Genomic DNA, 24,983 nt, shown 5'->3' with positions numbered 1-24,983 from the left:
ATGGACATGGAACTGATCCCGGCCCCCGTGCACATCGGTGACGACGGGCGGTGCGGTTTCCTGTTCGACCCGTCCACCACCATCACCGCGGCCCCCGGCACGGAGAACACCGAACGCTGGCTGCGCGCCACCCTCGGCGCCGCCTTCGGCCTGCCGCTCGCCCCCGGCGGCGAGAACGCCACGAACACCGTCCGGCTGCGCATCGACCCGGCCCTGGAGGCCGAGGGCTACCGGCTGTCCACCGGGACCGGGGAGAGCGTCGAGATCACCGGAGGCGGACCCGCGGGCGTCTTCTGGGGCGCCCAGACCCTCCGTCAGCTCCTGGGCCCCGAAGCCTTCCGCCGCGCACCCGTCAGCCCCGGCGCACGGCGCGCCGTCCCCTTCGCGGACATCGAGGACCGGCCCCGCTTCTCCTGGCGCGGCATGATGCTCGACGTGGCACGGCACTTCCTGCCCAAGGACGACGTGCTGCGCTACCTCGACCTCCTCGCCGCGCACAAACTGAACGTCTTCCACTTCCACCTGACCGACGACCAGGGCTGGCGCATCGAGATCAAGCGCCACCCCCGGCTCACCGAGGTCGGCTCCTGGCGGTCCCGCACGAAGCACGGCCACCGGGCGTCGGAGCTGTGGGACGAGACCCCGCACGGGGGCTTCTACACGCAGGACGACATCCGGGAGATCGTCGCGTACGCCGCCGAGCGGCACATCCGGGTCGTCCCCGAGATCGACATTCCCGGCCACTCGCAGGCCGCCATCGCCGCCTACCCCGAACTGGGCAACACCGACGTCGTCGACACCACTGCCCTGACCGTCTGGGACACCTGGGGCATCAACGCGAACGTACTCGCCCCCACCGACCACACCCTGCGCTTCTTCGAGGGCGTCCTCGAAGAGGTGCTCGACCTCTTCCCCGCCGCCACCTCGCCGTTCGTCCACATCGGCGGCGACGAGTGCCGCAAGGAGCAGTGGAAGGAATCCGCGACCGCCCAGAGCCGGATCGGGGAACTCGGCCTGGCCAACGAGGACGAGCTGCAGTCCTGGATCATCCGGCACTTCGACAGCTGGCTCACCGCGCGCGGACGCCGGCTCATCGGCTGGGACGAGATCCTCGAAGGCGGCCTCCCGACGGGCGCCGCGGTCTCCTCCTGGCGGGGCTACGGCGGCGGCATCACCGCCGCCGAGGCCGGCCACGACGTCGTGATGTGCCCGGAGCAGCACGTCTACCTGGACCACCGTCAGGACGGCGGCCCCGACGAACCGATGCCCATCGGCTTCGTCCGCACCCTGGAGGACGTCTACCGCTTCGAGCCCGTACCGCCGGGCCTCTCCGAGGAGGCGGCCCGTCACATCCTCGGCACCCAGGCCAACGTGTGGACCGAGGTGATGCAGAACCGGGCCCGCGTCGACTACCAGGTCTTCCCGCGCCTGGCGGCGTTCGCGGAGGTCGCCTGGTCGCCGCTGCCGCACTCCGCCGAGCGGGACTACGCCGGTTTCGAACGCCGGATGACCGCGCACTACGCCCGACTCGACGCCCTGGGCGTCGACTACCGGCCGCCGGGCGGCCCGCTGCCCCGCCAGCAGCGCCCCGGCGTCCTGGGACGCCCGCTGGAGGGACCACCCCCGAACGTGTGATCCCGATCGCAACCGGCACGCGGCCGGCACGCCCCCCGACGGGCGTGCCGGCCGTCGATTTTTGTCCGGAACTCGCCCTGTGCGCCTCGCCCCGTGCACAGGGAACAACCGGAACAGAACAACCAGTACAAGCCATGGTGAAGAGCATCAATTCGTACTCCGCGCCGAAGCAGTACGAAACGGGAGTATTCCCGTGACCGGGTACGAACATGTCCTTCGCGGACCCTCGCGTCGGTCCGATCCGAAGATGTGCCAGAGTTGCCACGTCCAGGCCTTGAGCACGTACCGTACGGCGAAACAGCCGGACAGCCGGACACCGGGAAGGGGCAGCTGGGTTGACCACGCACGCACCGCAGGCGACGCAGTCCGTGACGCTGCCGGCCTCGCTCGACGAGGCCGTGGCGGCGCTCGGCGCCATGCCCGCCGCCGTTCCCGTGGCGGGCGGCACGGACCTGATGGCGGCCGTCAACAAGGGGCTGCTGCGCCCCTCGGGGCTGGTCGGTCTCGGCCGGATCAGCGAGCTGCGCGGCTGGCACTACCAGGACGGCCACGCCCTGCTCGGCGCCGGACTCACCCACGCGCGCATGGGGCGGCCCGACTTCGCCGCCCTCATCCCGGCCCTGGCCGCGTCGGCCCGTGCCGCCGGCCCGCCCCAGATCCGCAACGCCGGGACGCTCGGCGGCAACATCGCCACCGCGGCCCCGACCGGTGACACCCTGCCGGTGCTCGCCGCACTGGAGGCCGATCTGGTCGTCGCGGGTCCGGGCGGCGCCCGCCGCGAGATCCCGGTCTCGCACCTGCTGGCCGGCCGCGCCATGCTCGAACCCGCCGAGCTGATCGGCTTCGTCCGGGTGCCGCTCCTGCACGCCCCGCAGGTCTTCCTGAAGGCCACCGGCCGCACCGGCCCCGGCCGTGCCACCGCGTCCGTCGCGATAGTCCTCGACCCCGCCCGGCGCGGGGTGCGCTGCGCGGTCGGCGCCATCGCGCCGATGCCGCTGCGGCCGCTGGAGGCCGAGCACTGGATCGCCTCGCTGATCGACTGGGACGGGGAACGGGGGCTGGCCCCCGACGCGCTGGCCGCCTTCGGCGAGTACGTCGCCGCGGCCTGCATCCCGGACCAGGCACCGCCCGCCGACGGGGGAGAGGCACCACCACTGCCCCCGGCCGTACTGCACCTGCGGCGCACCGTCGCCGCGCTCGCCCGACGCGCGCTGGGGAGGGCACTGTCGTGAGCAACAACGAGGACCACAACGACCGGCACGACCGGCAGGATCAGCACGGGCAGCAGGAATCACTGCAGTACGGGGGCTGGCAGCCGACGCCGCAGGGCGGCGAGTACGACGCCGACGCGACCGCCTTCGTCCACCTGCCGCCGGAGGACCTGGCGAACGTCCCGCTGGCCGCACCGGGCCAGGGCTTCGTGCCGCCGATGATCCTGCCGCTGACGCCCGCGGCCGGGTTCGACCCGGCGTCCACGGGCAACTGGGTCGCGCGGACGCCGGACGGGCAGGAGCCCGGCGCGGAGCCGGAGTACCAGGCCCCCGGGACGGTGCACTGGCCGGACCCGAACCAGCAGCAGTCGCCGTACGGGTACGGGTACCCGCAGCACCAGGAGACCCAGCGGATCCCGCGGATCACGGAGACCGGGCCCGCCCCGCACGCCGGGCAGGTTCCACAGCACACCGGGCAGGACGGGCTGCCGCACGAGCAGTACCCGGAGACCTCTGCGGCGACGGGCCAGTGGAACTTCGCCGAGTCCGCCGAGTACGGCATCCACACGGGCCACGGCGGGCAGGGCGGGCAGGGCGGTCACGGCGGGCAGGGCGGCCCCGGCGAGCACAGTGGTCACATTGGGCACGGTGAGCAGTTCGGTCACACGGAGCACGGCGGCCAGTACGGCCACGCCGGGCACGGTGAGCAGTTCGGTCACACCGGGCACGACGACCAGTTCGGTCACGTGGAGCACGGAGGTCAGCCCGGCCACAGCGGTCAGTCCGGCCACAGTGGTCACACGGGGCAGTGGACGATTCCGGTCGCCGAGGGCGATCTCCCGGAGGAGTCCGGCGAGTTCGCGGCCTCGGCCCTGGCCGCACAGTGGTACGGCGACCGGACCCCCCCGGCCACGCTGCCGGGCGGCGCGCCCGCCCCGTGGGCGACGCAGCAGCCGGTCGCGGAGCCCGCGCCCGTGCCCGAACCCGGAGCCGAGCCCGCGACGGGACCGGCGCCCGACACGGACGTCGAGCCGGAGCACGTGCCGGGCGCCGCATTCGCGCCGACGCCCGCCGCGGCGCCTCCCGCCGCGCCCGCCGTGACGCCTCCGGTGGAGCCGGTGACGTCGTCCATGACCTACGAGGACGCCCTGCGGGACTCCGGGGCGGCATCGTTCCCGGAAGCGGCGCAGGTCCCCGGGGCGGCCCCCTCTCCCGAGCCGACGCCGGAACCGGCGGACGCGGCGGACGACTCCGCGCCCGCTGCCGAAGAGGCCCCCGCCCGGGGTGCGGACCCCGCAGGCACGGATACGGATTCCGCGAGTACGGATTCCGCGGGTGCGGACTCCGCGCAGGGGATGCCCTCCGACACCTCTCCCGCCGCCGCCCCGGACGACGCTCCGGCCGAGCACCCGGCAAAGGCCGTGTCCGGCGAGCCGTCCGAGGCCCTCTCCGAAGCCCCGCCCGCCACCGCGCCTTCGGCCGACGACGTACCCGAGGCCGAGGCCGAGGCCGAACCGGCCCCGGAGGCACAGTCCCCCGAGCCCGGGGCCGAGAACCCCGAGCCCGAGGCCCGGCCCGCCGGGTCCGGTTCCGAGCCCGGGGTGGAGTCCGGACCCGAGGCCGTCGGGTCCGTGGAGCCGGGGGAGCCCGGCCCCACCGAGGCCGAGCCCGCCGACCCCACAGATCTCACCGGACCCGCAGAACTCGCCGAACCTGCCGATCCCGCAAGTCTCACCGACTCCGCCGACTCCGCAGGTCCCGTCGAGTCCCCGCCCTTCGGCGTACCCGACGAGCGCCCCGCCGTTTCGTACGTCCTGCACGTGAACGGCGCCGACCGACCCGTCACCGACGCCTGGATCGGCGAATCGCTCCTCTACGTGCTCCGGGAGCGGCTCGGCCTCGCCGGTGCCAAGGACGGCTGCTCACAGGGCGAGTGCGGCGCGTGCAACGTCCAGGTGGACGGCCGGCTCGTCGCCTCCTGCCTGGTCCCCGCGGCGACCGCGGCCGGAAGCGAGGTCCGTACGGTCGAGGGCCTGGCCGTGGACGGCGAACCGTCCGACGTCCAGCGCGCCCTCGCCAAGTGCGGGGCCGTCCAGTGCGGCTTCTGCATCCCCGGCATGGCGATGACCGTCCACGACCTGCTGGAGGGCAACCACGCCCCCAGCGAACTCGAAACGCGCAAGGCGCTCTGCGGCAACCTCTGCCGCTGCTCCGGCTACCGGGGCGTCCTCGACGCGGTGAACGAGGTCATCGCGGGCCGCGAGGCGGCCGCCGATCCCGCCGCGCCGGACTCCCCCTCCCCGGAGGCCGACGCGAACCGCGTCCCGTCCCAGGCGACCCCCGGCGCCGACGAGGTGTGGAGCCCCCACGCCGACTCCCCGCACCCCGCCGGGCCCGCACCGGACGTGTCCCCGGGCGCCGTCGGCGGCGTCCAGCCGAACTCGCAGGACGGAGGCATGGCGTGAGCAACGACGCGGCCACCGCTGCCAACAGCACGACCAGCACCCGGATCACCGCCCCGGCGTTCGAGGGCCCCGAGGCCGAGCAGCCCGTGCTCGGGCTGGGCGTCTCCCTGCCGTCCGCCGACGCCCGTGCCAAGACCGAGGGCACCTTCCCGTACGCCGCCGACCTCTGGGCCGAGGGCCTGCTGTGGGCGGCCGTGCTGCGGTCCCCGCACCCGCACGCCCGCATCCTGTCCGTCGACACCTCGGCCGCCGCCGCAATGCCGGGGGTACGGGCGGTCGTCACGCACGAGGACATCCCCGGCGAGCGGGAGTACGGGCGCAGGATCGTCGACCGCCCGGTCTTCGCCTCCGACCTGGTCCGCCACCACGGCGAGCCGATCGCCGCGGTCGCCGCCGACCACCCCGACACGGCCCGGCTCGCCGCCGCAGCCATCGCCGTCGAGTACGAGGTCCTCGAACCGGTCACCGATCCGGAGAAGTCCTTCGCCGCCGAACCGCTGCACCCCGACGGGAATCTGATCCGCCACATCCCGCTGCGCTACGGGGACCCCGAGGCCACCGGCGAGGTCGTCGTCGAGGGCCTGTACCGCATCGGCCGCCAGGACCCGGCCCCGATCGGTGCCGAGGCCGGACTCGCCGTGCCCCGCCCCGACGGCGGCGTGGAGATCTACACCGCCTCCACCGACCCGCACACCGACCGAGACCTGGCCGCCGCTTGTTTCGGCCTCGAACCGGAACGGGTGAAGATCGTCGTCACCGGAGTGCCCGGCGCGACCGGCGACCGCGAGGACCCCGGCTTCCAGCTCCCGCTCGGCCTGCTCGCGCTGCGCACCGGCTGCCCCGTCAAACTGACCGCCACCCGCGAGGAGTCCTTCCTCGGCCACTCCCACCGCCACCCGACGCTGCTGCGCTACCGCCACCACGCGGACGCCGAGGGCCGGCTGGTGAAGGTCGAGGCACAGATCCTGCTCGACGCGGGCGCGTACGCCGAGGCATCGTCCGAGTCGCTGGCCGCGGCGGTCGCGTTCGCCTGCGGCCCCTACGTCGTCCCGCACGCCTTCATCGAGGGCTGGGCGGTCCGCACGAACAACCCGCCGTCGGGCCATGTGCGCGGCGAGGGCGCGATGCAGGTCTGCGCGGCGTACGAGGGCCAGATGGACAAGCTGGCCGCCAAGCTCGGCATCGACCCGGCCGAGCTGCGCCTGCGCAACGCCCTGGCCACCGGCGACATCCTGCCCACCGGCCAGACGGTGACCTGCCCCGCGCCCGTCTCCGAACTCCTCACCGCAGTACGGGACTTCCCGCTGCCCGAGCTGCCCAAGGACACCCCCGAGGACGACTGGCTGCTCCCCGGCGGCCCGGAGGGCGCGGGCGAACCGGGCGCGGTGCGCCGAGGGGTCGGCTACGCGCTCGGCATGGTCCACATGCTCGGCGCGGAGGGCGCCGACGAGGTCTCCACGGCCACGGTCAGGGTCCACGACGGCGTCGCCACGGTCATCTGCGCCGCGGTCGAGACGGGCCAGGGCTTCTCGACCCTCGCCCGCCAGGTCGTCCAGGAGACCCTGGGCATCGAAGAGGTCCACGTGGCCTCCGTCGACACCGACCAGCCCCCGGCCGGCCCGGCGGCCCACGGCCGTCACACCTGGGTCTCGGCCGGAGCGGTGGAACGGGCCGCGAAGATGGTCCGCACCCAGCTCCTCCAGCCCCTGGCCCACAAGTTCGGCATGTCCACGGAGCTGCTGCAGATCGCCGACGGCAAGATCACCTCGTACGACGGGGTGCTCTCCACGACGGTCACGGAAGCCATGGACGGCAAGGAGCTCTGGGCCACCGCCCAGTGCCGCCCGCACCCCACCGAGCCCCTCGACGAGTCCGGCCAGGGCGACGCCTTCGTCGGCCTCGCCTTCTGCGCGATCCGCGCGGTGGTGGACGTCGACATCGAGATCGGCTCCGTGCGGGTCGTGGAGATGGCACTCGCCCAGGACGTCGGCCGGGTCCTCAACCCGGCCCAGCTGGCGATCCGCATCGAGGCCGGCGTCACCCAGGGCATCGGCGCGGCCCTCACCGAGAACCTCCGCAGCGCACGCGGCCTGATCCGCCACCCCGACCTCACCGGCTACACACTGCCGACCGCCCTGGACGCCCCGGACATCCGCATCGTCCAGCTCGTCGAGGAACGGGACGTGGTCGCCCCCTTCGGCGCCAAGCCCGCCTCGGCGGTACCCGTGGTGACCTCCCCGGCAGCCGTGGCGGCAGCCGTACGCGCGGCAACCGGCCGCCCGATCAACCGCCTCCCGATCCGCCCCCAGGCAGCGGTGGCGGTCCCCAACTCCTGAGCCCTGCACGGACGGTGCGATCCGGGGCGCGGGTGCAACCCGGATCGCACCATCGACTCCGCTGCGGCCCCGTCCCCTGGAACTGCCCCCCTTCGATCACCGTTTCGGGTTGACCGGTCGATCGAACGCTGCTGACGTTCACGTGTCGCGCAGCGCACGGGGGGAGATCGGCCAGGGCGACGAATCGCAGATCCAGAACGGCCGCAGCAGCCTGATCCGCATGATGCGTGGTGTCTCCGAAGCCGATGACATCCCCGACTTCGAGCGCATCTACCAGGCCCAACAGAGAAAGGCGGGCGATGGTGCGGTGGTGTCGGTGCGTGGTGAAGGTGGAGAAGAAGGCGGGCCGGGAGCCGCTGTCGTTCTCATCCGGGCCGAGATGGTGCCGGGGTGTACACGGCGGCCACGGCCTTCTCGGTGGGTCTGGCCGGTGCGTGCTGTGCGTGGGGTCTCGCGTGGTGTTTCACGCGGCCTTGGACAGGGTGGACCGGTCCTTGCCGGGAGCGTGCCGGGCGGGTGTCGCGAGGCTGACCACGGTTCCTCGGCCGTCGTGGCGCGGCCACAGGAGGAGGGCACCGATCGCTCCCGCCCCGGCGAGGACCGCGAGGACGGACCAGGCGAGGGCGAAGCCGGCGGTCGTGCCGAGCCACCCCGCGATGGGGTAGGTGACCAGCCAGGCCAGGTGCGACAGGGAGAACTGGGCCGCGAACGCCTCGGGGATCGAGTTCCGTCCGACGGAGGCGCGCAGGACCTTGCCGGTCGGGGTGATGATCAGCGCCATGCCGATGCCGATCATGGTCCAGACGATCGCCGTACCGGTCCAGGTGGTGAGGCCGGCCGCGATGAGCGTCACCGCGGCGGCCGTGCCGCCGACGAGGACTCCGGCGCCGGTCGTCATGACGGTGCGGGCCGGGACCCGGTCGAGCACACGGGGCAGTACGAGGGCGGCCAGGAGGGTTCCGGTGCCGGAGGCGGCGAGCATCCAGGCGACGTCCGACTGCGAGCCGCCGAGTTCGTCACGGACGTAGTTGACGGTGTTGACGACGACGATCGACCCGGCCGCCGCGACCACGAGGTTGAGCGCCATGATGCCGCGCAGCCGCGGTGTCCTGAGGAAGGTCCTGATCCCCGCTGCCGCCTTGTCCCACGCCTTGGTGTGGGTGCTGGGACGGGCGTCGGGAATGCGTGTCGACAGGATGAGCAGGGCGGAGACGAGGAATCCGGCGGAGGTGCCCAGGAACAGTCGGTCGAAGCTCATGAACGTCAGGGCGACGGCCGCCAGCACGGGGCTGAGCAGGCTCTCCATGGTGGAGGCGACCTGGGAGGCGGACAGGGCGCGCGTGTAGTCGGACTCGGCGGTGACGACGTCGGGGATGACGGCCTGGAACGTCGGGGTGAATGCCGCGGAGGCGGCCTGGAGCAGGCCGATCAGGACGTAGACGTGCCAGACCTCGGTGACCAGCGGCAGCGCCAGGACCACCGCACCGCGGACCACGTCGAGGAGGACCAGGAGGGTTCTTCGGGGGAGCCGGTCGACGTACGCGGCAGCCAGCGGGGCCATGAGTACGTACATGACCATCTTGATGGTCAGGGCGGTGCCGAGGACCGTGCCCGCACGCGGGCCGGCGAAGTCGTAGGCGAGCAGCCCGAGGGCCACGGTGGTCAGCCCGGTACCGAACAGGGCGATGACCTGGGCGCCGAACAGATGGCGGTAGTCGCGGATGGCGAACAGACGCATGGCGGGTTCCTTCCGTGTCCAGGCGGCGGGGCACGGCCCCGGGGCGGAGACCGAGCCCCGCGAGTACAGGCGGGGGTGTTCTTGCTATGCACCGGTGTCGCTCCCGGGTGTGAGGCCCGCGAGCAGATTGAAGGCGCCGGTGAGGACGTTGAGTGCGACGACGCCGACGACATCGGCGATCGCACGATCGCTGTAGCCGTGCTCGCGCAGCGCGGTGACCTGTTCGTCGGTGATCGACGTCGGCTCGCGGTGGATCCGGAGGGCGAGGGCGATGATCGCCGCGATCGCGGGATCGGCCGAGGTGCCCGCGTGGGCCCGCTCGATCTCCTCCTCGTCCACTCCCAGGGCGCGGGCGGCACCGACGTGCGCGTCGAGACACAGCCCGCAGCCCTGCAGGGCCTGGACGGCGATCGAGATCCGTTCGCTGATCCTGCGGTCGAGTTTGGCTCGCCCCATGGCCCGGCTGAGCTGGAGGTAGCCGCCCAGCACGGCCGGCGAGTGCGCCATCGTGGAGACCATGTCACCGATCTGGCCATGGCGTGAGACCAGGTCGGCGAGGAGGTCGCGCGAGGCGCCGACCGCCGTGTCGGGCGTGAGTCGGGTCAGGCGGGGCATGACGCTCCTTCCTTCCGATGCAGGGGCGTGTGTTTGCAGGGGCGTTCGCCCGCGCGGTCAGTGGTGCGCATGGTGGCCGTGGTGGTGGCTCGTGTGCTCGGGCGAGGCGTCCGGGCGGGCAGCGGTCGCGGTGGTCCGCACCGTGAACTCGGCCGTCCGGACGGCGTCGTCGTGCTGGAAGTCCAGGTACAGGCGGTAGGTGCCGGCCGAGGGCGCGACCGCCATGAAGGAGATCTCGGGTCCCGGTGCGGTGGTGCCGTCACGGGGCCCGCCCTCCGGGTGGACGTGGAGGTAGCCCAGGTCGCCGACCCGCAGTGCCACCAGGTGCCCGTACGCGGCCAGGTAGGGCTGAAGGTCGGTGACGGGACGGTTGTTCCGGCTGACGGTGAGGGTCAGTTCGCTCGCCGCGCCGGGCAGGAGCTCGCCGTCGAGCGAGACGGTGTACTCGCCGATCTGCGCGATCCCCGTGGCCCCGGGGAGCGGGCGCGGTTCGTACGACCCGGCGACCGCGACGTCGATCCCCAGCGTCATGGTCCCGTCGTGGCCGACCGGGTGGACGTCGGCGAAGAACCTCCAGTCCCCCGGCTCCAGGGCCAGTTCGACGCTCCAGGTGCCCTTCTCGTCCATCACGGGGTGCACGTGCTGGAACCCGGCCGTGTCGCGCCGGACGGCGATGAAGTGCAGTTCCTTCTCGTGCTCGGACACGAACTCGGTCACCGGCTGCCCGTCGGGGCCGGTCACCCGGAAGCTGATCGGCTGCACACCGGCGGTGAGGATCGTCGAGTCGAGTTCGAGGGTGTACCCGTTCTCGGAGACCGACAGCCCACCGGGCTGGGCGCCGCCGTGACCGGCGTGGCCCCCGTGAGCACCGTGGCTGCCATGAGCGCCGTGACCGCCGTGACCGCCGTGGGCACCGTGGTTGGTCCGGTCGTGGTCGGAGTGGTTCCTCATGACATCTCCCCTGGTGTGATGCGCCTTCCGGCGCCGTTCGTTCAGGACGTTGAGCACAACCGTATACCCCCCAGGGGTATTCCGGGAGTCCTGGTGGTCGAAATTTCGCGAAGGGGTCTGCCGAGGCGGGTCCGCCGAGGGGGTCGCCCGCCTGCCGACCCGTCACGCAAGACGGTGAGGGCGGGAGCGGTGTGAAGGGGAGGGGCGAATCGGAGGGGGCCGGGCCCCGTGAGTACGTGCCCGAGCGGCGCCGGTGGGAAAAGGGCACGGGGTCCGGGATCAAGAGATCCCGGACCCCGTGCGCGGAGGCCGTGACCGGATTCGAACCGGTGTAACTCGAGTTGCAGTCGAGCCCCTCAACCACTCGGGCACACGGCCGTGTGTTCCTGGTTGCGTCTCGACCGTAGGGCCCGGCGTCCGCGCGGCTCAAGGGAAGGGGGCGGGGCGCAACACGACTGCCATGCGGCGTTCACGACCGGCCGGGTGGTCCTACGACCAAGGGTGGAGCGAGGGACCGCCCCACGACAGGGTTCACCTGAAGTCTTGCCCCTTACTCTTGGGCTCATGAGTGCCCTGGATCCCCGAGACGCCGGTAACGACGCCGGTACCGACACGGACACGGCGACGGCCCCCGGTACCCGTACCGATACCGGGGTCGACATGACGAAGGCCGCCCCGTCCGCCGGGGCCGGGGGAGTGCTCGGGCGCACCTATCGGGCGCTCAGTGTCGGCATCGTCTCCGTCGTGTTCCTGATCGCCTTCGAGGCGACCGCCGTGGGCACTGCGATGCCGGTCGCCGCCCGGGAGCTGCACGGCATTCCGTTGTACGCGTACGCGTTCTCGGCGTACTTCACGACCAGCCTCTTCGCCATGGTGCTCTCCGGGCAGTGGGCGGACCGGCGCGGTCCGCTGGGGCCGCTCGCCGCCGGGATGAGCGCGTTCGCGGCGGGTCTGCTGCTCTGCGGGACCGCCGGGAGCATGTGGGTGTTCGTCGCGGGCCGGGCCGTCCAGGGGCTCGGCGGCGGGCTGGTGATCGTGGCGCTGTACGTGGTGATCAGCCGGGCGTACCCGGAGCGGCTGCAGCCGTCGATCCTGGCCGCCTTCGCCGCGAGCTGGGTGATCCCGTCGGTCGTCGGGCCGCTCGCCGCCGGGACCGTGACCGAGCACCTGGGGTGGCGCTGGGTCTTCGTCGGCATCCCCGCCCTCGTGGTGTTCCCGCTGGCCCTCGCCCTGCCCGCGATCCGGCGGCGGGCGTCCGGGCCGGCCGATCCCGCGGCCCCCGTCGAGCCGTACGACCGGCGGCGCATCCTGCTCGCGCTCGGGATCTCGCTGGGTGCGGCGCTGCTCCAGTACGCCGGGCAGGAGCGGAACTGGTTCGCGCTGCTGCCGGCCGCCGCCGGCTTCGTGCTGCTCGTGCCCGCGGTGCGCGGACTGCTGCCCACCGGGACGATCCGGGCGGCGCGCGGGCTGCCCTCGGTGGTGCTGCTGCGCGGGGTGGCGGCCGGGTCGTTCATCGCCGCCGAGTCGTTCGTGCCGCTGATGCTGGTGACCCAGCGCGGGCTCAGCCCGACGATGGCCGGTTTCTCGCTCGCGGCCGGGGGCGTGACCTGGGCGCTGGGTTCGTACGTGCAGTCCCGGCCGCGCCTGGAGCCGTACCGGGAACGTCTGATGGTGGGCGGCATGGTGCTGGTCGCCGCGGCGATAGCGGCCGCGCCGTCCGTGCTGATCGGCTGGGTGCCGGTCTGGACCGTGGCCGTGGGCTGGGCCTTCGGGTGCTTCGGCATGGGCATGGTGATCGCCTCGACGAGCGTGCTGCTGCTGAAGCTGTCGGCGCCGGAGGAGGCGGGGGCGAACTCGGCCGCCCTCCAGATCTCCGACGGGCTGTCGAACGTGCTGCTGCTCGCCGCGGGCGGAGCGGCCTTCGCGGCGCTCGGCGGCGGCGCGGTGGGGGCCGTGCGCGAGGTGGTGGAGGCGGGGGCCTCGGGGTCCCACCCGGCGGCGTTCGCGGTGGTCTTCCTGCCGATGGCGGGGGTGGCGCTGGTCGGGGCGTGGGTGGCGGCCCGGGTGCGGGCGCGGTAGCTGGTACCAGTCTGGCCCCATCGGATGGTACCGTTTTGGTATGGCCATGAACCTGCGTCTCCGTGACGACCAGACCGAAGCCCTCAAGCAGCGTGCGGAGCAGGAGGGGACCAGCATGCACGCCATACTGCTCCAGGCCGTGGACGACTACCTCGCCAGGACCGCTCAGCAGGCCATCGTCCGCAAGACGGCCAAGGAGCAGGCGGCCAAGTGGAGCGAGCTCATGGAGCGGCTCAAGTGACCTGCGTCTACCTGAGCTCCGAGGACATCCTCGTCATCGCCGAACACGCCTGCTCGGACATGCACATCGTCGTGCGCGATGCCGGGCTCCTCGAATCGGCGGCACACCGCCCGTCCGCAGCCATGTTCGGCGAGGAGGCGTACCCGGACGTGATCGACAAGGCGTCCGCGCTCCTGCAGTCCTTGGCGGTCAATCGCCCGCTCTTCGACGGCAACAAACGCACGGCCTGGCTGTCCTGCGTGACCTTCCTGGCGATGAACGGGATCGACCTGCACCCGGACATCGATGCCGCGGAACGCCTGGTCGTCGCGGTGGCCACCGGGGAAATGGACGAGGTGAAAGCCATCTCCCAGGGGCTGCGCGAACTGGTCGTCGACGACGTGTGAGAGCCATCGCAGTTCCGTACGGGGCGGCGTAGTTCGGGGCGGTTCACGCGCCGCCCCCCGGTAGGGTGGCCCGGTTGTCGTATCGCGTGCGGGTCGGTTCCGGCCCGGCCGGACAGCGCCCCACGTACCCGAGAGACCCGAACCGGAGACCGTGACTACTACCGCCTCCCACCACCTCTCACCCGCCTTTCCCGGCCGCGCCCCCTGGGGCACGGCCGGCAAGCTGCGAGCCTGGCAGCAGGGCGCCATGGAGAAGTACATCCAGGAGCAACCGCGCGACTTCCTCGCGGTCGCCACCCCCGGCGCGGGGAAGACGACCTTCGCGCTGACCCTCGCCTCATGGCTGCTGCACCACCACGTCGTGCAGCAGGTGACCGTCGTGGCGCCGACCGAGCACCTGAAGAAGCAGTGGGCCGAGGCGGCGGCCCGGATAGGCATCAAGCTCGACCCCGACTACAGCGCCGGTCCGCTGAGCAAGGAGTACGACGGCGTCGCGGTCACCTACGCCGGTGTCGGCGTCCGCCCGATGCTGCACCGCAACCGCTGCGAGCAGCGCAAGACCCTGGTGATCCTGGACGAGATCCACCACGCCGGTGACTCGAAGTCCTGGGGCGAGGCGTGCCAGGAGGCGTTCGACCCGGCCACCCGGCGGCTCGCGCTCACCGGTACGCCGTTCCGGTCCGACACCAACCCGATCCCCTTCGTCGCGTACGAGGAGGACAACGAGGGCATCCGGCGCTCCTCGGCCGACTACACGTACGGCTACGGCAACGCGCTCGCCGACGGCGTCGTCCGGCCCGTGATCTTCCTCAGCTACAGCGGCAACATGCGCTGGCGCACCAAGGCCGGTGACGAGATCGCCGCCCGGCTCGGCGAACCGATGACCAAGGACGCCATCGGGCAGGCCTGGCGCACCGCCCTGGCGCCCACCGGGGAGTGGATCCCCAATGTGCTGGCCGCCGCCGACAAGCGGCTGACCGAGGTGCGCAAGGGCATCCCGGACGCGGGCGGTCTCGTCATCGCCACCGACCAGGATTCGGCGCGCGAGTACGCCAAGATCCTGAAGCGGGTCACCGGCGAGAAGGCCACCGTCGTCCTCTCCGACGAGAAGGCCGCGTCGAAGAAGATCGACCGGTTCAGCGGCGACGGCTCCCGCTGGATGGTCGCGGTGCGCATGGTGTCGGAGGGCGTCGACGTGCCGCGGCTCGCCGTGGGCGTGTACGCCACCACGATCTCCACGCCGCTCTTCTTCGCCCAGGCCGTCGGACGTTTCGTGCGTTCGCGCAGGCGCGGCGAGACGGCCTCGGTCTTCCTGCCGACCATTCCGATGCTGCTCGGCTTCGCCAACGAGATGGAGGTCGAACGGGACCACGTCCTCGACAAGCCCAAGAAGGGCAGCGACGAGGAGAACCCGTTCGCGGAGGAGGACCAGCTCCTCGCCGACGCCGAGAGGCTGGAGGACGAGGAGACCGAGGAGCAGCTGCCCTTCGAGGCCCTCGAATCCGACGCGGTCTTCGACCGGGTGCTGTACGACGGTGCCGAATTCGGCATGCAGGCGCACCCGGGGAGCGAGGAGGAGCAGGACTACCTGGGGATTCCCGGGCTGCTCGAACCCGACCAGGTGCAGCTGCTGCTCCAGAAGCGGCAGACCCGGCAGATCGCGCACAGCCGCCAGAAGCCGGCCGGGGAGGCCGACCTGCTGGAGAAGCCGGCCGAGGCGCGGCCGGTGGTCACGCACAAGCAGCTGCTGGGGCTGCGCAAGCAGCTCAACACGATGGTGTCGGCGTACACGCACCAGAGCGGGAAGCCGCACGGGGTGATCCACACCGAGCTGCGGCGGGTGTGCGGCGGTCCGCCCAGCGCGGAGGCGACGGCCGGGCAGATCCAGCAGCGGATCAAGAAGGTCCAGGAGTGGGCCACCCGGATGAGGTAGCGGGGAAGTGGCGTGCGGGCACCGGCCCGGGGCGGGGACAACGGTCCCGCCCCGGGCCGGTGTCGTCGGTGCGGGTGGGGCGGGGCGGACGAGGGGTGCGGACGGGGCGGGGCGGCCCGGCGGTTCTCCGGGTGCGGACAGGCCGCCGGTGCGGATCGCTCTCGGACGGATCGTTCGGATCGTTCCCGGTGCGGAGTCGCTCGGTGGTGCGGACGGGCCGCCGGTGCGGAGCCGCTCGACGGTGCGGACGGGCCGGTGGTGCGGATCAGGTGCCGGCCGGGTGCGGGGCGGTGGCCCTGCCGTGCGGGGCGTCTACCAGACGAACGGTGCGGACTGGCTGGACGTGGCCACGCACGGGACCGTGGCCGACGTCGGGGACGACGCCACGATCTGCAGGGACCAGTTGGTGGCGCTCGGCGGGGCGGGCAGCACCACGGAGTTCGTGCTGTCACCCGCCGCCAGGGTGCCGGAGGTGAGCTTCAGCGGGCCCAGGGTGATCGGATTGCCGCCGCTCATCCCCGGGTTGGTCTTCCCGGAGAACTGCACCTGGCTGGTGACACCGCCCGAGGTCTTGGTGAGCTTGAGCGTCGTCGTGATGCTGTTCGGGTCGGCGCTGGTCCCGGGCGGCATGGTGATCGCCGTCGACGTGATCTTGATCGTCTTGGACGTGCCCGAGTCGGCGGCGGTCAACGTGGCCAGACCGCTGCCCCAGGCGCCGCAGTTGTACGTGGCCGTCGCGGTGAGCGGGGTCACCGCCTGGGCCGTCGGCGCCAGGGCGAGCGCACCGACCAGGCCGCAGGCCGCCGCCAGCGCCGGGGGGAGGTGCCTTCGGTACGACGGGCGCGGGCCCGCCGACCGCACGGCCCGAGGCCGTGCTGAAATGATCGACATGACGGGGGGAACTCCTTCCGGTTTCTGAATTCCGCGGTTCCGCCGAAGATTTGCCGAAGCCGAAATCATGTCGTGCGATCTTCTCGCGGAACTGCGTGCCGGGCCCGGCATGTCGGGTGCAGTGAAACCATGATCTTCAGAGAAGTCAAGAGAAGTCGGCTGGTGCACGCGAAACGCCTTCGGAAATGTCTTCCGGGCATTTCGGAAAAGGATCGACCGGTTAAGGATCAATCGGTTCTCTCTTGACTTCTCCGCACGTGGCCTCCTCAATGTGCGCAATCAATGGGCCATGGAGGGGTGTCTGGTGATCCGACGACGAAGACCCGGCACGACCGGCGGGCTGCTCGCCGCCTGCTTCGTACTGTCACTGAGCTGCGTCGGGGCCACGGCCGCGCCGTCCGCCGGACCGGCGGACGGGCAGCGGCCCGCGGGCACGGTCGCCCCGACCGTCCACTGCACCCTGCCCGCGGGCCAGGGCGAGGCGACCGGGCCGCAGGAGATGACCGTCGAGCTGTCGCCCGCGGTCGTCGCCCCGGGCGGCAAGGTGCACGCGAAGGTCACCCTCGGCCCGTCCCCCGCCACCAGCGGCCTCGCCCTGGAGGACGTGCCGACCGTGCCCAGCCTCGACCTCGCCATGTCCGGCGGGGCGAGCGGCACCGTCACCGTGCGGGGCGCCGAGTTCACGATGGACATCCCGGCCGGGAAACCCATCGAACTCCCGCCCTACGAAGGCGACTTCCTGGTCCCGGCGGACGCCTCCGGGGACGTCTCGTTCGCCCCCGTCCGCACGCTGACGCAGACCAAGGTGCTCGGATCGGTCTTCGAGACGCCCTGCGACGTCGTCGACGGCGGCGGTTCCGTCGGCACCGTCAGGGTGGAGGGCACCGGCTCCGAGCCGGCCACCCTGACCGCCCCCGCCGACCCCGTACGCCCCAACTCCCCGGTGACGCTGGGTGGTTCGGGCTGGACTCCGGGCGGTACGCCGGTGCCCTCGCTGTGCGCGGTGGGCGGTGGCGGATGCGACCCGCTGAAGTTCAAGGAGAACGGCCTCACCATCGACGGCCACGGGACGCTGCACGGCACCGCGACCCTCGCGGAGGCCGGGGCGGTGCCGAACGGCCCGTACGTGGTGAAGGTCAACGACGGCACGAAGGAGGCGACCGCACCGCTCACCGTCGAGGCCGTGGCGGCCGGCGACCGCGAGATCTCACTCTCGCGGGACAGCGGCCCCGTCGGCAGCGTGATCACGGTCAGCGGCAGGAACTACAACCCGGACCGCTGGATCAACGTCATCGGCCTCGACGCCACGGGCACCGGGATCGACGACAGCGCGGTCTACGTCAAGAGCGGACCGGACGGCACCTTCGACGTCGAGTTCACCGTGGTCTCCGACGCCGTCGTCGCGGTCCAGGCCGACGAGGGCAACGATCCGGCGACCGTGCGGACCGTCCCGTTCACCGTCTCCACGGGCGGGGGAGGTGACGGAACGAACGCCGAGCAGAGGCTGAGCACCTCGGTCAGGGCCGGGACGCTGTCCATGGTCCAGGACGGCGACACCGTCGACTTCGGCACGACGGTCCTGGGCACCGGCAGCGGTGTGCAGCGCTCCCGGCTCAACCGGGTCGAGGTGGAGGACGCCCGCGGCGTCAACAGCGGCTGGTCCCTCACCGCCACCCTCACCGACTTCACCGGCACCGGCGGGAGCACCCTCCCGGCCGGGGCCGTGCGGTGGAAGCCCAGGTGCGCGGCGCAGAACGGAAGCGTCGGGGTGCCGGTGGCCGGGTCGCCGACCGTGCTCGGCAGCGAGGCGGCGAGCCTGTGCCGGATGGGGCCGGACGGCTCCCGCCCGTTCACCGGCGGCCGGTTCGACGCCGACGCCGATCTCACGCTCACCCTTCCCGGATTCACCCGCCCCGGAGATTACAGCGCCACCCTGACCCTCACACTTCTCTGATCTCCGGTCCCCGAACTCCGGCCCGAGCTCACTGAGATTCCTGAGATCTCCGAGTTCTCCGAGCACGGAAAAGGAAATCCCCGAGGCGCCCGCCCGCTCCCCGACTCATCGGAGCGGGCGGGCGTCGCCATTCCGAATCCGGAGAAATTCCCGCAGCCGCGGACGAGAACCACGGATGACAACCGCGGACGACACCCATGGAGGAGCAGCATGCCCGTCCGGCAATCGAGGAGAACCGAAAGAACGGGTGCGGCGTTGCGCCGGGCCGTCGCCCTCACCGCGGGGGCCGTGCTCGTCTGGACCGGCGGAACCGTCGCACTCGCCCCCGCCGCCCTGGCCGGCACCGTCACCCCGACCGTCCACTGCGCCCTGCCCGCCGGACAGGGCGAGGCGACCGGGCCGCAGCAGATGAGCGTCGACCTCTCGCCGTCGATCGTCGACCCGGGCGGCAAGGTCCACGCCAAGGTCGTCCTCGGCCCCTCCCCCGCCACCAGCGGGCTCAGCCTGAACGACGTGCCCACCACCCCCAGCATCGACCTCGCCATGTCCGGCGGCGCCACCGGCACGGTCACCGTCACCGGACCCCAGGTCAACCTCGACATCCCGGCCGGCAAACCGATCGAGATCCCGCCGTACGAAGGGGACTTCCTCATCCCCGCCGACGCGAGCGGCCCGATCACCTTCACCCCGGTGCGCAACCTGACGCGTACGAAGGTGCTCGGCTCCACCTACGAGACCCCGTGCGACGTGGTGAGCGGCGGCGGCTCCATCGGCACGGTGACCGCCGAGGGCACCGCGGGACACCCGGCCACCCTGACCGCGCCCGCCACCCCCGTCCGGCCGTCCACCGCCGTCGCCCTGACCGGCAGCCTGTGGACCGCCGGAGCCACCCCCGTTCCCTCGCTGTGCGCGGCGGACGGCGGCGGCTGCGACCCCGGCAAGTTCGTCTCCGGCACCCTCGCGATCAGCGGCTCGGGGGAGCTGACCGGCAGCGCGGTGCTCGCCGCCGCGGGCACCGTGCCCGACGGTTCGTACCTGGTGAAGGTCGGCGACGGCACGAAGGAGGCGACCGCGCCCCTGACCGTGAAGGCGTTAGCCCCCACCGGACCGCGAGCCATCACGCTCTCCCGCTCCGGTGCGCCGGTCGGCAGCGTCGTGAAGGTCACCGGCAGCAACTACTTCCAGGACCGGTGGATCAACACCGTCGGCCTGGACGCGAGCGGGGCGACCCTCGACGACACCGCCGTCTACGTGAAGAGCACTCCCGACGGAACGTTCAGCGCCGACTTCACCGTCTCCGACCCGGCCATCACCGCGATCCAGGTGGACGAGGGCAACGATCCGGCCACCGTGCTGACCACACCGTTCACCGTGACCGACGCCTCCGCGACCCTCTCCGCGGGCGCCGCGAAGGTGAAACCGGGCGGCACGATCGCCCTCTCCGGCGGAGACTGGCCGACCGGCGCCACCCCCGCGGCCGAGCTCTGCGCCGCCGACGGGAGCGCCTGCGACAGTGCGCGGATCAGCGGCTCCACCCTCCGGATCGGTACCGACGGGGCGCTCGCAGGCACCGTCACCGTGGCCGGATCCACCCCGCGCGCCGTGTACGCGCTCCGGGTCACCGCCGGGGGAGCACAGGCCCTCACCCCGCTGACCGTGGCCCCGTCCTTCATCGTCCTCACCCCGTCCGCCGGTCCCCGGGGCACCGCCGTCACCGTCGTCGGGCAGGGCTTCGCGAAGGTCGCCACCGTGTCCGTCGTCGGACTGCGGGCCGACGGGTCGAAGACCTCGGACCCGGCGCGGACGAAGGTGGTCGGGCTGGACGGGGCGTTCTCGCAGACCTTCACGGTCGACGCCGCGGACACCGTCGCGATCCGCGTCCGGGAGGTCCTCGTCAACCCGCGCACCGAGACGGCGGCGTTCACCGTCCAGGACGGCACCGTGCCCGCCGGACCGGCCTTCGCGCTCTCGCCGCCCGAGGGGCCCGTAGGCACGGCGGTACAGGTGACCGGCCGGGGCTTCGCCCCCGTCGCCACGGTCTCGGTGACCGGCCGCACCGCGGACGGGAAACAGACCTCGGACCCGTACGTCACCCGGGTCGTCGGACTCGACGGGACGTTCGCCCTCGACTTCACCGTCCGGGACCCGGCGACGAAGGCGATCAGGGCCTGCGAGGTGCTCGTGAACGGAAAAATTATCCAGCAGTCGTTCACCGTGGGTTAACGACGGTTCACCTGTGGTGCACGGAGGGTGGCCGGAGGCGTCGGCCGACCAGGACGCGCGTAGATGTCCACGGATCGGCCGGCGCCGCGCTGACCGGCGGTTATTCTCCGGCGCCCCGACGCCGCTCCTGGCGACGCCCGGATTCTGGACGAGGTCTTCCGCTGAGCGGACTCGCTCGCTACTGTCCCAAAAAACTGCACGCCCCGTGGCGCCACAGCCGCGGAGCGCAGCCGGTGCCATGGCCAGGCCGGCGGCCTCTCCGTGCGTCGCCGCTGGGACCGGCGGCGCACATTCCGTGGGGATCAGCCGCCGCCGCTCACCACAGAGGAGAGGGCGTCGTGACCGCGGAGACCTCCCAGACGCTCGACCGGGGACTGAGAGTCCTCAAACTGCTTGCCGACACCGATCACGGCCTGACCGTCACCGAGTTGTCCAACAGACTCGGGGTCAACCGGACCGTGGTCTACCGTCTGCTCGCCACCCTGGAACAACACGCCCTGGTGCGCCGCGATCTCGGCGGCCGGGCCAGAGTGGGCCTGGGCGTGCTGCGCCTGGGCCGTCAGGTGCACCCGCTCGTCCGGGAAGCCGCGCTGCCCGCGCTGCGGTCCCTCGCGGAGGACATCGGGGCCACCGCACACCTCACGCTGGTCGACGGCAGCGACGCGCTCGCGGTCGCGGTGGTCGAGCCGACCTGGACCGACTACCACGTGGCCTACCGGGCCGGTTTCCGCCATCCGCTGGACCGGGGTGCCGCGGGCCGGGCGATACTCGCGGCCCGCCAGAAGCCGGTCGGCGAGACCGCCTTCACCCTCACCCACGGCGAACTGGAGGCCGGGGCGAGCGGTGCGGCGGCGGCACTGGTGGGGGTGACGGGCGTCGAGGGCAGCGTGGGCGTCGTGATGCTCGCGGACTCCGTGCCCGAACGGGTCGGCCCCCGGGTGGTGGACGCGGCCCGCGAGGTGGCGGACGCGCTGCGGTAGACGGCCGGGCGGGACATACGCGGCCGGGGCCGGGCACGGGCCGACCGGTCCCGGGCCCCGCGCCGACCGGCCCCGGGCCGACCGGTCCCGTGCCCCGAGTCCGGGTCCCGGCCCCTGTGCCCCGAGTCCGGGCCCCGGGTCCGGCAGGCAGCGGGCGGTGCCCCGTGTCCGGTGGGCGCACCGTTTGGCTCCGGGAGCGCGCCCCGGCGGTTAAATTGGGCGGGTGCTCACTCGTCATTCGCGCTCCCGGACCCTCGCCCTGTGCTCCCTGCCCGTCCTCGCCCTGTTCGGTGTGGCCGCCTTCGCGCCGCTGCCGTTCACCCTGGCGCAGCCCGGCACGACCGCGAACGTGCTCGGGAAGGACCACGGCACCCCGGTGATCAGCATCAAGGGCACGCCCACCCGCCCGACCAGGGGCGAGCTGCGGATGACGACCATCGTCGCGACCGGCCCCACCGCCGATGTCGGCATCGGCGATGTGGTCGACAGCTGGTTCCGTACGGACCGCGCGGTCCTGCCCCGCGAATCCGTCTACCCGACCGGCGGCTCCGAGAAGGAGATCGAGAAGCACAACCTCGAAGACATGCGGAAGTCGCAGGACACCGCCGTCGACGCGGCCCTCAACTACCTGGGCAAGCCCAGGGGTTCGGTCGACGTCACCCTGCACCTCGCCGATGTGGGCGGGCCCAGCGCGGGCCTGTTCTTCGCCCTCGGCATCATCGACAAGCTGGACGGCGACGGCCACGGCGGCGACCTCACCGGGGGCCGCAACATCGCGGGCACCGGCACGATCGACGCGAACGGCAAGGTCGGTGCGGTCGGCGGGGTCTCGCTGAAGACCCAGGCCGCTCGCCGCGACGGGGCGACCGTCTTCCTCGTCCCGAAGGCCGAGTGCCGGGAGGCGGGCGCCGAACTGCCCGAGGGGATCAAGTTGATCCCGGTCACGACGCTGAAGGACGCGGTGTCCTCGCTCCGGTCCCTGGAACAGGGGCGCAAGGTCCCGAGCTGCTGACCCCGTCACTGCCGACCCCGCCGGCCCCGCCGGAAGGGCCGTCCGCCCCCTCGGAGGAACCGCCGGCCCCGGCGGAGGGGCCGTCGGCGTCGTCCATCGTGCGCCACGCGGGGAACACCAGCGGGCTCAGCGTCGCCAGCAGGTACGTTCCGCCCATCGCCAGCAGCGCCCCGCGCGCGCCCGCGCTCTCCACCAGCAGCCCGGCCGCGAGGCCGCCCACCGGCATGGCCAGTTCACAGCCCGCCGTGAGGGCTCCGGAGACCCGGCTGCGCAGTTCCTCGGGCACCCTGCCGTAGATCACCGTCGTCAGGATCGGGTTCAGCACCCCGCCCGCCAGGCCGCTCAGCACCATGGTCACGGCGAGCGGTGTCGTCGTCCCGGTCAGCGCCGCGACCACATACCTGGGCGCGCCGCACAGCACCACGCACACCGTGAACACGGCCCGTCGCGAGAACCGGTGCCCCACCGCCCCGTACAGCAGCGCCCCGGTCAGTCCGCCCGCGCCGAACAGGGCGGTGAGCAGTCCGATGTCCCGGGCCCCGCCCAGCTCCTCGGAGGCGTGCACCGGCAGCAGCACGGCGCCCCAGCCCTGATCGGTGCCGTTCATGAAGAGCACCATGAGCACGACGGCCAGCAGCAGCCGGTTGCCCAGCAAGTAGGCGTAGCCCTCGCGCAGTTCGCCGCGGTACGCCCGGAACGAGATCGGCTCGGCGGCCCTGCTCGGCTCGGCGGCGCGCACTCCCCGTACCCCCACCGCGACCAGCAGCGCGGACACCAGGAAGGTCGCCGCGTCCAGCAGCAGTACGGTCTCCGCGCCGACCAGGGCGATCAGTACGCCCGCCAGCGCCGCCCCGGTCATCCGGGCGCCGCGCGAGACCGCGTCGAAGAGGGAGGCGGCGCGCGCCAGGGTGGTGCCCGCGTGCTCGGCGAGGTCGGGGACGAGGACGTAGCGGGCCGTGTTGCCCGGGGTGTGCAGGAGCCCGCCCACCGCCATCAGCGCGCACAGCATCCAGAAGGCGAGGACGCCCGCCTGGTGCAGCAGCGGGACGGCGGCGACGGACGCGCCGCACACCAGGTCGGAGGCCACGGAGACCCGGCGGCGCCCGATCCGGTCGATGACGGGGCCACCGATCAGCGCGGAGACGACGATCGGCAGGGTCGCGCAGAAGGCGACGACACCGGCCCGCCCCGCGCTGCCCGTCGTCTCCAGGACGAACCACGGCACCCCGATCAGAGTGAGCGAAGTGCCGGCCGTGGATATGGAGTTGGCGGTGAGAAGTGCGGCGATCGGTTTACGGTTCCCCCCGTTCATGCCTAGACCGCTCGGGGGGAGCGGCAGACGAACGATTCCCGTCCGGGCAGTATGCGCAGGCCCAACTCGACGAGCGTCCAGCCCAGTTGCGTACGAAGGGTCCAGGAGGAGGGGCGGGCGGTTCGCGGGGCGCGGGTGGACCGGGACGTGCGGGCCGTACGGAACTCGGCTGCCTGTTCCCGCAGTTCGGTGGAGCGGAGGTGGTGCAGCGACAGGTGCGTTTCCGGGTTCATGACGGATTCCTCTCGGGCGTCGGGCTCGGGCGTCGGGTTCGGCTGTCGGGGCCGCTCGTCGGGGCCGGGCATGGGGACCGGTCAGTGGGTCCGGTTGTCGGGGATCAGTCGTTGGGGCGCGGGAAGAGGTGCAGATGGGTGCGGACGACGGCCGAACCCTCGGTGCCCTCGGGGACGCGGTCCCGGTAGCTCTCGATCAGCTCATGGATCTTCTCGGCCAGCTCCAGCGAGAGCTCCGGCGTCAGGCGCATCTTGAAGTTGCTGGCGTCCCAGCTGCGCAGCCACTCCTCGGGCCATTCGTGCATGGTGCCGAGCCAGGTGTTCAGCTCCTGGGCGTGCGTGGTGGCCATCTCGTGCAGCACGACTCCGATGGCGCCGCGCACCTCCGGGTCGGGGTCGCGGAGAAAGTCCCCGCTGCGGTCGAAGGCCATGCCCGCGTGCCTGGCCCGCCACCACCGTTCGCGCCCCTTGCCGAGCTCCGGGTCCTCCTCGACGAAGTCGTGCGCGGCCAGCTGCCGCAGGTGGTAGCTGGTGGCGCCGCTGGACTCGCCGAGCCGGTCGGCGAGCCCCGAGGCGGTGGCGGGGCCGAACTCCCGCAGCGCGGTGAGCAGCCGGATGCGGAGGGGATGGGCGAGCACCCGCAGGGTGCGGGCGTCGACATGGTGGATGTTCGGGCCGGGAGGCGTGTCGCCGTCGGCTTCTCTCGTTGCCATGCCCCGACTCTATGAGTTGCAAAAGGATTTTGCAACGCTTCTTTGCAAGATTCCTTTGCAACTTCGGGGAGTTGC

19 protein-coding genes and 1 tRNA gene are annotated in these 24,983 nt (G+C 72.5%); 12 read left to right on the top strand and 8 right to left on the bottom strand.

Going from position 1 to position 24,983, the window contains the following annotated elements; genetic code table 11:
* The 4 genes from ACWCXX_RS07330 (at position 1) to ACWCXX_RS07315 (ending at position 7,647) form a co-directional block, all read left to right on the top strand.
* The gene (locus ACWCXX_RS07330; protein ID WP_451125232.1) at positions 1 to 1,635 is read left to right on the top strand and encodes a beta-N-acetylhexosaminidase; all 1,635 of its coding nucleotides are present in this window, start codon (positions 1 to 3) and stop codon (positions 1,633 to 1,635) included.
* 335 nt (positions 1,636 to 1,970) lie between these two features.
* On the top strand, positions 1,971 to 2,867 hold the full coding sequence (locus ACWCXX_RS07325) for an FAD binding domain-containing protein (protein ID WP_451125230.1): 897 nt from the start codon (positions 1,971 to 1,973) through the stop codon (positions 2,865 to 2,867).
* Positions 2,864 to 5,311, top strand: coding sequence for a 2Fe-2S iron-sulfur cluster-binding protein (locus ACWCXX_RS07320; RefSeq protein ID WP_451125228.1), 2,448 nt, complete (start codon positions 2,864 to 2,866; stop codon positions 5,309 to 5,311). The genes ACWCXX_RS07325 and ACWCXX_RS07320 overlap by 4 nt, the downstream gene beginning before the upstream one ends.
* The gene (locus ACWCXX_RS07315; RefSeq protein ID WP_451125226.1) at positions 5,308 to 7,647 is read left to right on the top strand and encodes a xanthine dehydrogenase family protein molybdopterin-binding subunit; all 2,340 of its coding nucleotides are present in this window, start codon (positions 5,308 to 5,310) and stop codon (positions 7,645 to 7,647) included. Before ACWCXX_RS07320 ends, ACWCXX_RS07315 begins: the two co-directional genes overlap by 4 nt.
* A gap of 463 nt (positions 7,648 to 8,110) precedes the next feature.
* On the opposite strand, the gene ACWCXX_RS07310 is transcribed toward ACWCXX_RS07315, so the two are convergent.
* From ACWCXX_RS07310 to ACWCXX_RS07295, 4 genes are all read right to left on the bottom strand, one after another.
* On the bottom strand, positions 8,111 to 9,385 hold the full coding sequence (locus tag ACWCXX_RS07310) for an MFS transporter (RefSeq protein ID WP_451125224.1): 1,275 nt from the start codon (positions 9,383 to 9,385) through the stop codon (positions 8,111 to 8,113).
* A gap of 84 nt (positions 9,386 to 9,469) precedes the next feature.
* Entirely contained in the window at positions 9,470 to 10,000 is a 531-nt protein-coding gene (locus ACWCXX_RS07305) for a carboxymuconolactone decarboxylase family protein (RefSeq protein WP_451125222.1), read from the bottom strand.
* A 57-nt stretch (positions 10,001 to 10,057) separates the two neighbouring features.
* Positions 10,058 to 10,951 carry a hypothetical protein gene (locus ACWCXX_RS07300; RefSeq protein WP_451125220.1) on the bottom strand — a complete coding sequence of 298 codons (894 nt, stop codon included), beginning with the start codon at positions 10,949 to 10,951 and terminating at the stop codon, positions 10,058 to 10,060.
* Positions 10,952 to 11,257: 306 nt separating this feature from the next.
* Positions 11,258 to 11,329 (bottom strand) — tRNA-Cys (locus ACWCXX_RS07295).
* A gap of 282 nt (positions 11,330 to 11,611) precedes the next feature.
* Here ACWCXX_RS07295 and ACWCXX_RS07290 point away from each other — a divergent pair.
* The 4 genes from ACWCXX_RS07290 to ACWCXX_RS07275 all read left to right on the top strand — a co-directional run bounded on the left by ACWCXX_RS07290 (position 11,612) and on the right by ACWCXX_RS07275 (position 15,590).
* A complete protein-coding gene (locus ACWCXX_RS07290) occupies positions 11,612 to 13,030 on the top strand; it encodes an MFS transporter (protein ID WP_451125370.1) in 1,419 nt (472 codons plus the stop codon).
* A gap of 40 nt (positions 13,031 to 13,070) precedes the next feature.
* Complete coding sequence (locus ACWCXX_RS07285) at positions 13,071 to 13,271, top strand: ribbon-helix-helix protein, CopG family (RefSeq protein ID WP_026290595.1); 201 nt, start codon at positions 13,071 to 13,073, stop codon at positions 13,269 to 13,271.
* Positions 13,268 to 13,657, top strand: coding sequence for a type II toxin-antitoxin system death-on-curing family toxin (locus ACWCXX_RS07280; RefSeq protein ID WP_451125218.1), 390 nt, complete (start codon positions 13,268 to 13,270; stop codon positions 13,655 to 13,657). Before ACWCXX_RS07285 ends, ACWCXX_RS07280 begins: the two co-directional genes overlap by 4 nt.
* 151 nt (positions 13,658 to 13,808) lie before the next feature.
* Positions 13,809 to 15,590: a DEAD/DEAH box helicase gene (locus tag ACWCXX_RS07275; RefSeq protein ID WP_451125216.1), complete on the top strand. Its 1,782-nt coding sequence runs from the start codon at positions 13,809 to 13,811 to the stop codon at positions 15,588 to 15,590.
* A gap of 312 nt (positions 15,591 to 15,902) precedes the next feature.
* Here the strand turns inward: ACWCXX_RS07275 and ACWCXX_RS07270 are convergent, their stop codons facing one another.
* Entirely contained in the window at positions 15,903 to 16,481 is a 579-nt protein-coding gene (locus ACWCXX_RS07270) for a hypothetical protein (protein ID WP_451125214.1), read from the bottom strand.
* A gap of 304 nt (positions 16,482 to 16,785) precedes the next feature.
* On the opposite strand from ACWCXX_RS07270, the gene ACWCXX_RS07265 reads away from it, so the two are divergent.
* From ACWCXX_RS07265 to ACWCXX_RS07250, 4 genes are all read left to right on the top strand, one after another.
* Positions 16,786 to 18,435: a WxL domain-containing protein gene (locus ACWCXX_RS07265; RefSeq protein ID WP_451125212.1), complete on the top strand. Its 1,650-nt coding sequence runs from the start codon at positions 16,786 to 16,788 to the stop codon at positions 18,433 to 18,435.
* 210 nt (positions 18,436 to 18,645) lie between these two features.
* Complete coding sequence (locus tag ACWCXX_RS07260; RefSeq protein ID WP_451125210.1) at positions 18,646 to 20,658, top strand: hypothetical protein; 2,013 nt, start codon at positions 18,646 to 18,648, stop codon at positions 20,656 to 20,658.
* Between the two features lie 338 nt (positions 20,659 to 20,996).
* Entirely contained in the window at positions 20,997 to 21,638 is a 642-nt protein-coding gene (locus ACWCXX_RS07255; protein WP_148838225.1) for an IclR family transcriptional regulator, read from the top strand.
* Positions 21,639 to 21,861: 223 nt separating this feature from the next.
* Complete coding sequence (locus ACWCXX_RS07250; RefSeq protein WP_451125207.1) at positions 21,862 to 22,650, top strand: YlbL family protein; 789 nt, start codon at positions 21,862 to 21,864, stop codon at positions 22,648 to 22,650.
* Here ACWCXX_RS07250 and ACWCXX_RS07245 read toward each other — a convergent pair.
* From ACWCXX_RS07245 to ACWCXX_RS07235, 3 genes are all read right to left on the bottom strand, one after another.
* The gene (locus tag ACWCXX_RS07245) at positions 22,580 to 23,962 is read right to left on the bottom strand and encodes an MFS transporter (protein ID WP_451125205.1); all 1,383 of its coding nucleotides are present in this window, start codon (positions 23,960 to 23,962) and stop codon (positions 22,580 to 22,582) included. The two genes, ACWCXX_RS07250 and ACWCXX_RS07245, sit on opposite strands and share 71 nt — an antisense overlap.
* A gap of 2 nt (positions 23,963 to 23,964) precedes the next feature.
* Positions 23,965 to 24,195, bottom strand: a complete 231-nt coding sequence (locus ACWCXX_RS07240; protein ID WP_451125203.1) for a hypothetical protein — start codon at positions 24,193 to 24,195, stop codon at positions 23,965 to 23,967.
* 104 nt (positions 24,196 to 24,299) lie between these two features.
* Entirely contained in the window at positions 24,300 to 24,908 is a 609-nt protein-coding gene (locus ACWCXX_RS07235) for an ArsR/SmtB family transcription factor (RefSeq protein WP_451125201.1), read from the bottom strand.
* Positions 24,909 to 24,983 lie beyond the last annotated feature (75 nt).

It is taken from the genome of Streptomyces sp. NPDC001732, from assembly GCF_053596315.1.
The sequence above is the reverse complement of the archived record's forward strand: the minus strand, read 5'-3'. Positions and strand labels throughout refer to the sequence as shown.

Excerpts from the sequence above, each read along its gene's own strand:
- ACWCXX_RS07330 (WP_451125232.1), top strand. The coding sequence starts at position 1 with ATGGACATGGAACTGATCCCGGCCCCCGTGCACATCGGTGACGACGGG.
- ACWCXX_RS07310 (WP_451125224.1), bottom strand. The coding sequence starts at position 9,385 with ATGCGTCTGTTCGCCATCCGCGACTACCGCCATCTGTTCGGCGCCCAG.
- ACWCXX_RS07305 (WP_451125222.1), bottom strand. The coding sequence starts at position 10,000 with ATGCCCCGCCTGACCCGACTCACGCCCGACACGGCGGTCGGCGCCTCG.
- ACWCXX_RS07300 (WP_451125220.1), bottom strand. The coding sequence starts at position 10,951 with ATGAGGAACCACTCCGACCACGACCGGACCAACCACGGTGCCCACGGC.
- ACWCXX_RS07290 (WP_451125370.1), top strand. The coding sequence starts at position 11,612 with ATGACGAAGGCCGCCCCGTCCGCCGGGGCCGGGGGAGTGCTCGGGCGC.
- ACWCXX_RS07285 (WP_026290595.1), top strand. The coding sequence starts at position 13,071 with ATGGCCATGAACCTGCGTCTCCGTGACGACCAGACCGAAGCCCTCAAG.
- ACWCXX_RS07270 (WP_451125214.1), bottom strand. The coding sequence starts at position 16,481 with ATGTCGATCATTTCAGCACGGCCTCGGGCCGTGCGGTCGGCGGGCCCG.
- ACWCXX_RS07260 (WP_451125210.1), top strand. The coding sequence starts at position 18,646 with ATGCCCGTCCGGCAATCGAGGAGAACCGAAAGAACGGGTGCGGCGTTG.
- ACWCXX_RS07245 (WP_451125205.1), bottom strand. The coding sequence starts at position 23,962 with ATGAACGGGGGGAACCGTAAACCGATCGCCGCACTTCTCACCGCCAAC.
- ACWCXX_RS07240 (WP_451125203.1), bottom strand. The coding sequence starts at position 24,195 with ATGAACCCGGAAACGCACCTGTCGCTGCACCACCTCCGCTCCACCGAA.
- ACWCXX_RS07235 (WP_451125201.1), bottom strand. The coding sequence starts at position 24,908 with ATGGCAACGAGAGAAGCCGACGGCGACACGCCTCCCGGCCCGAACATC.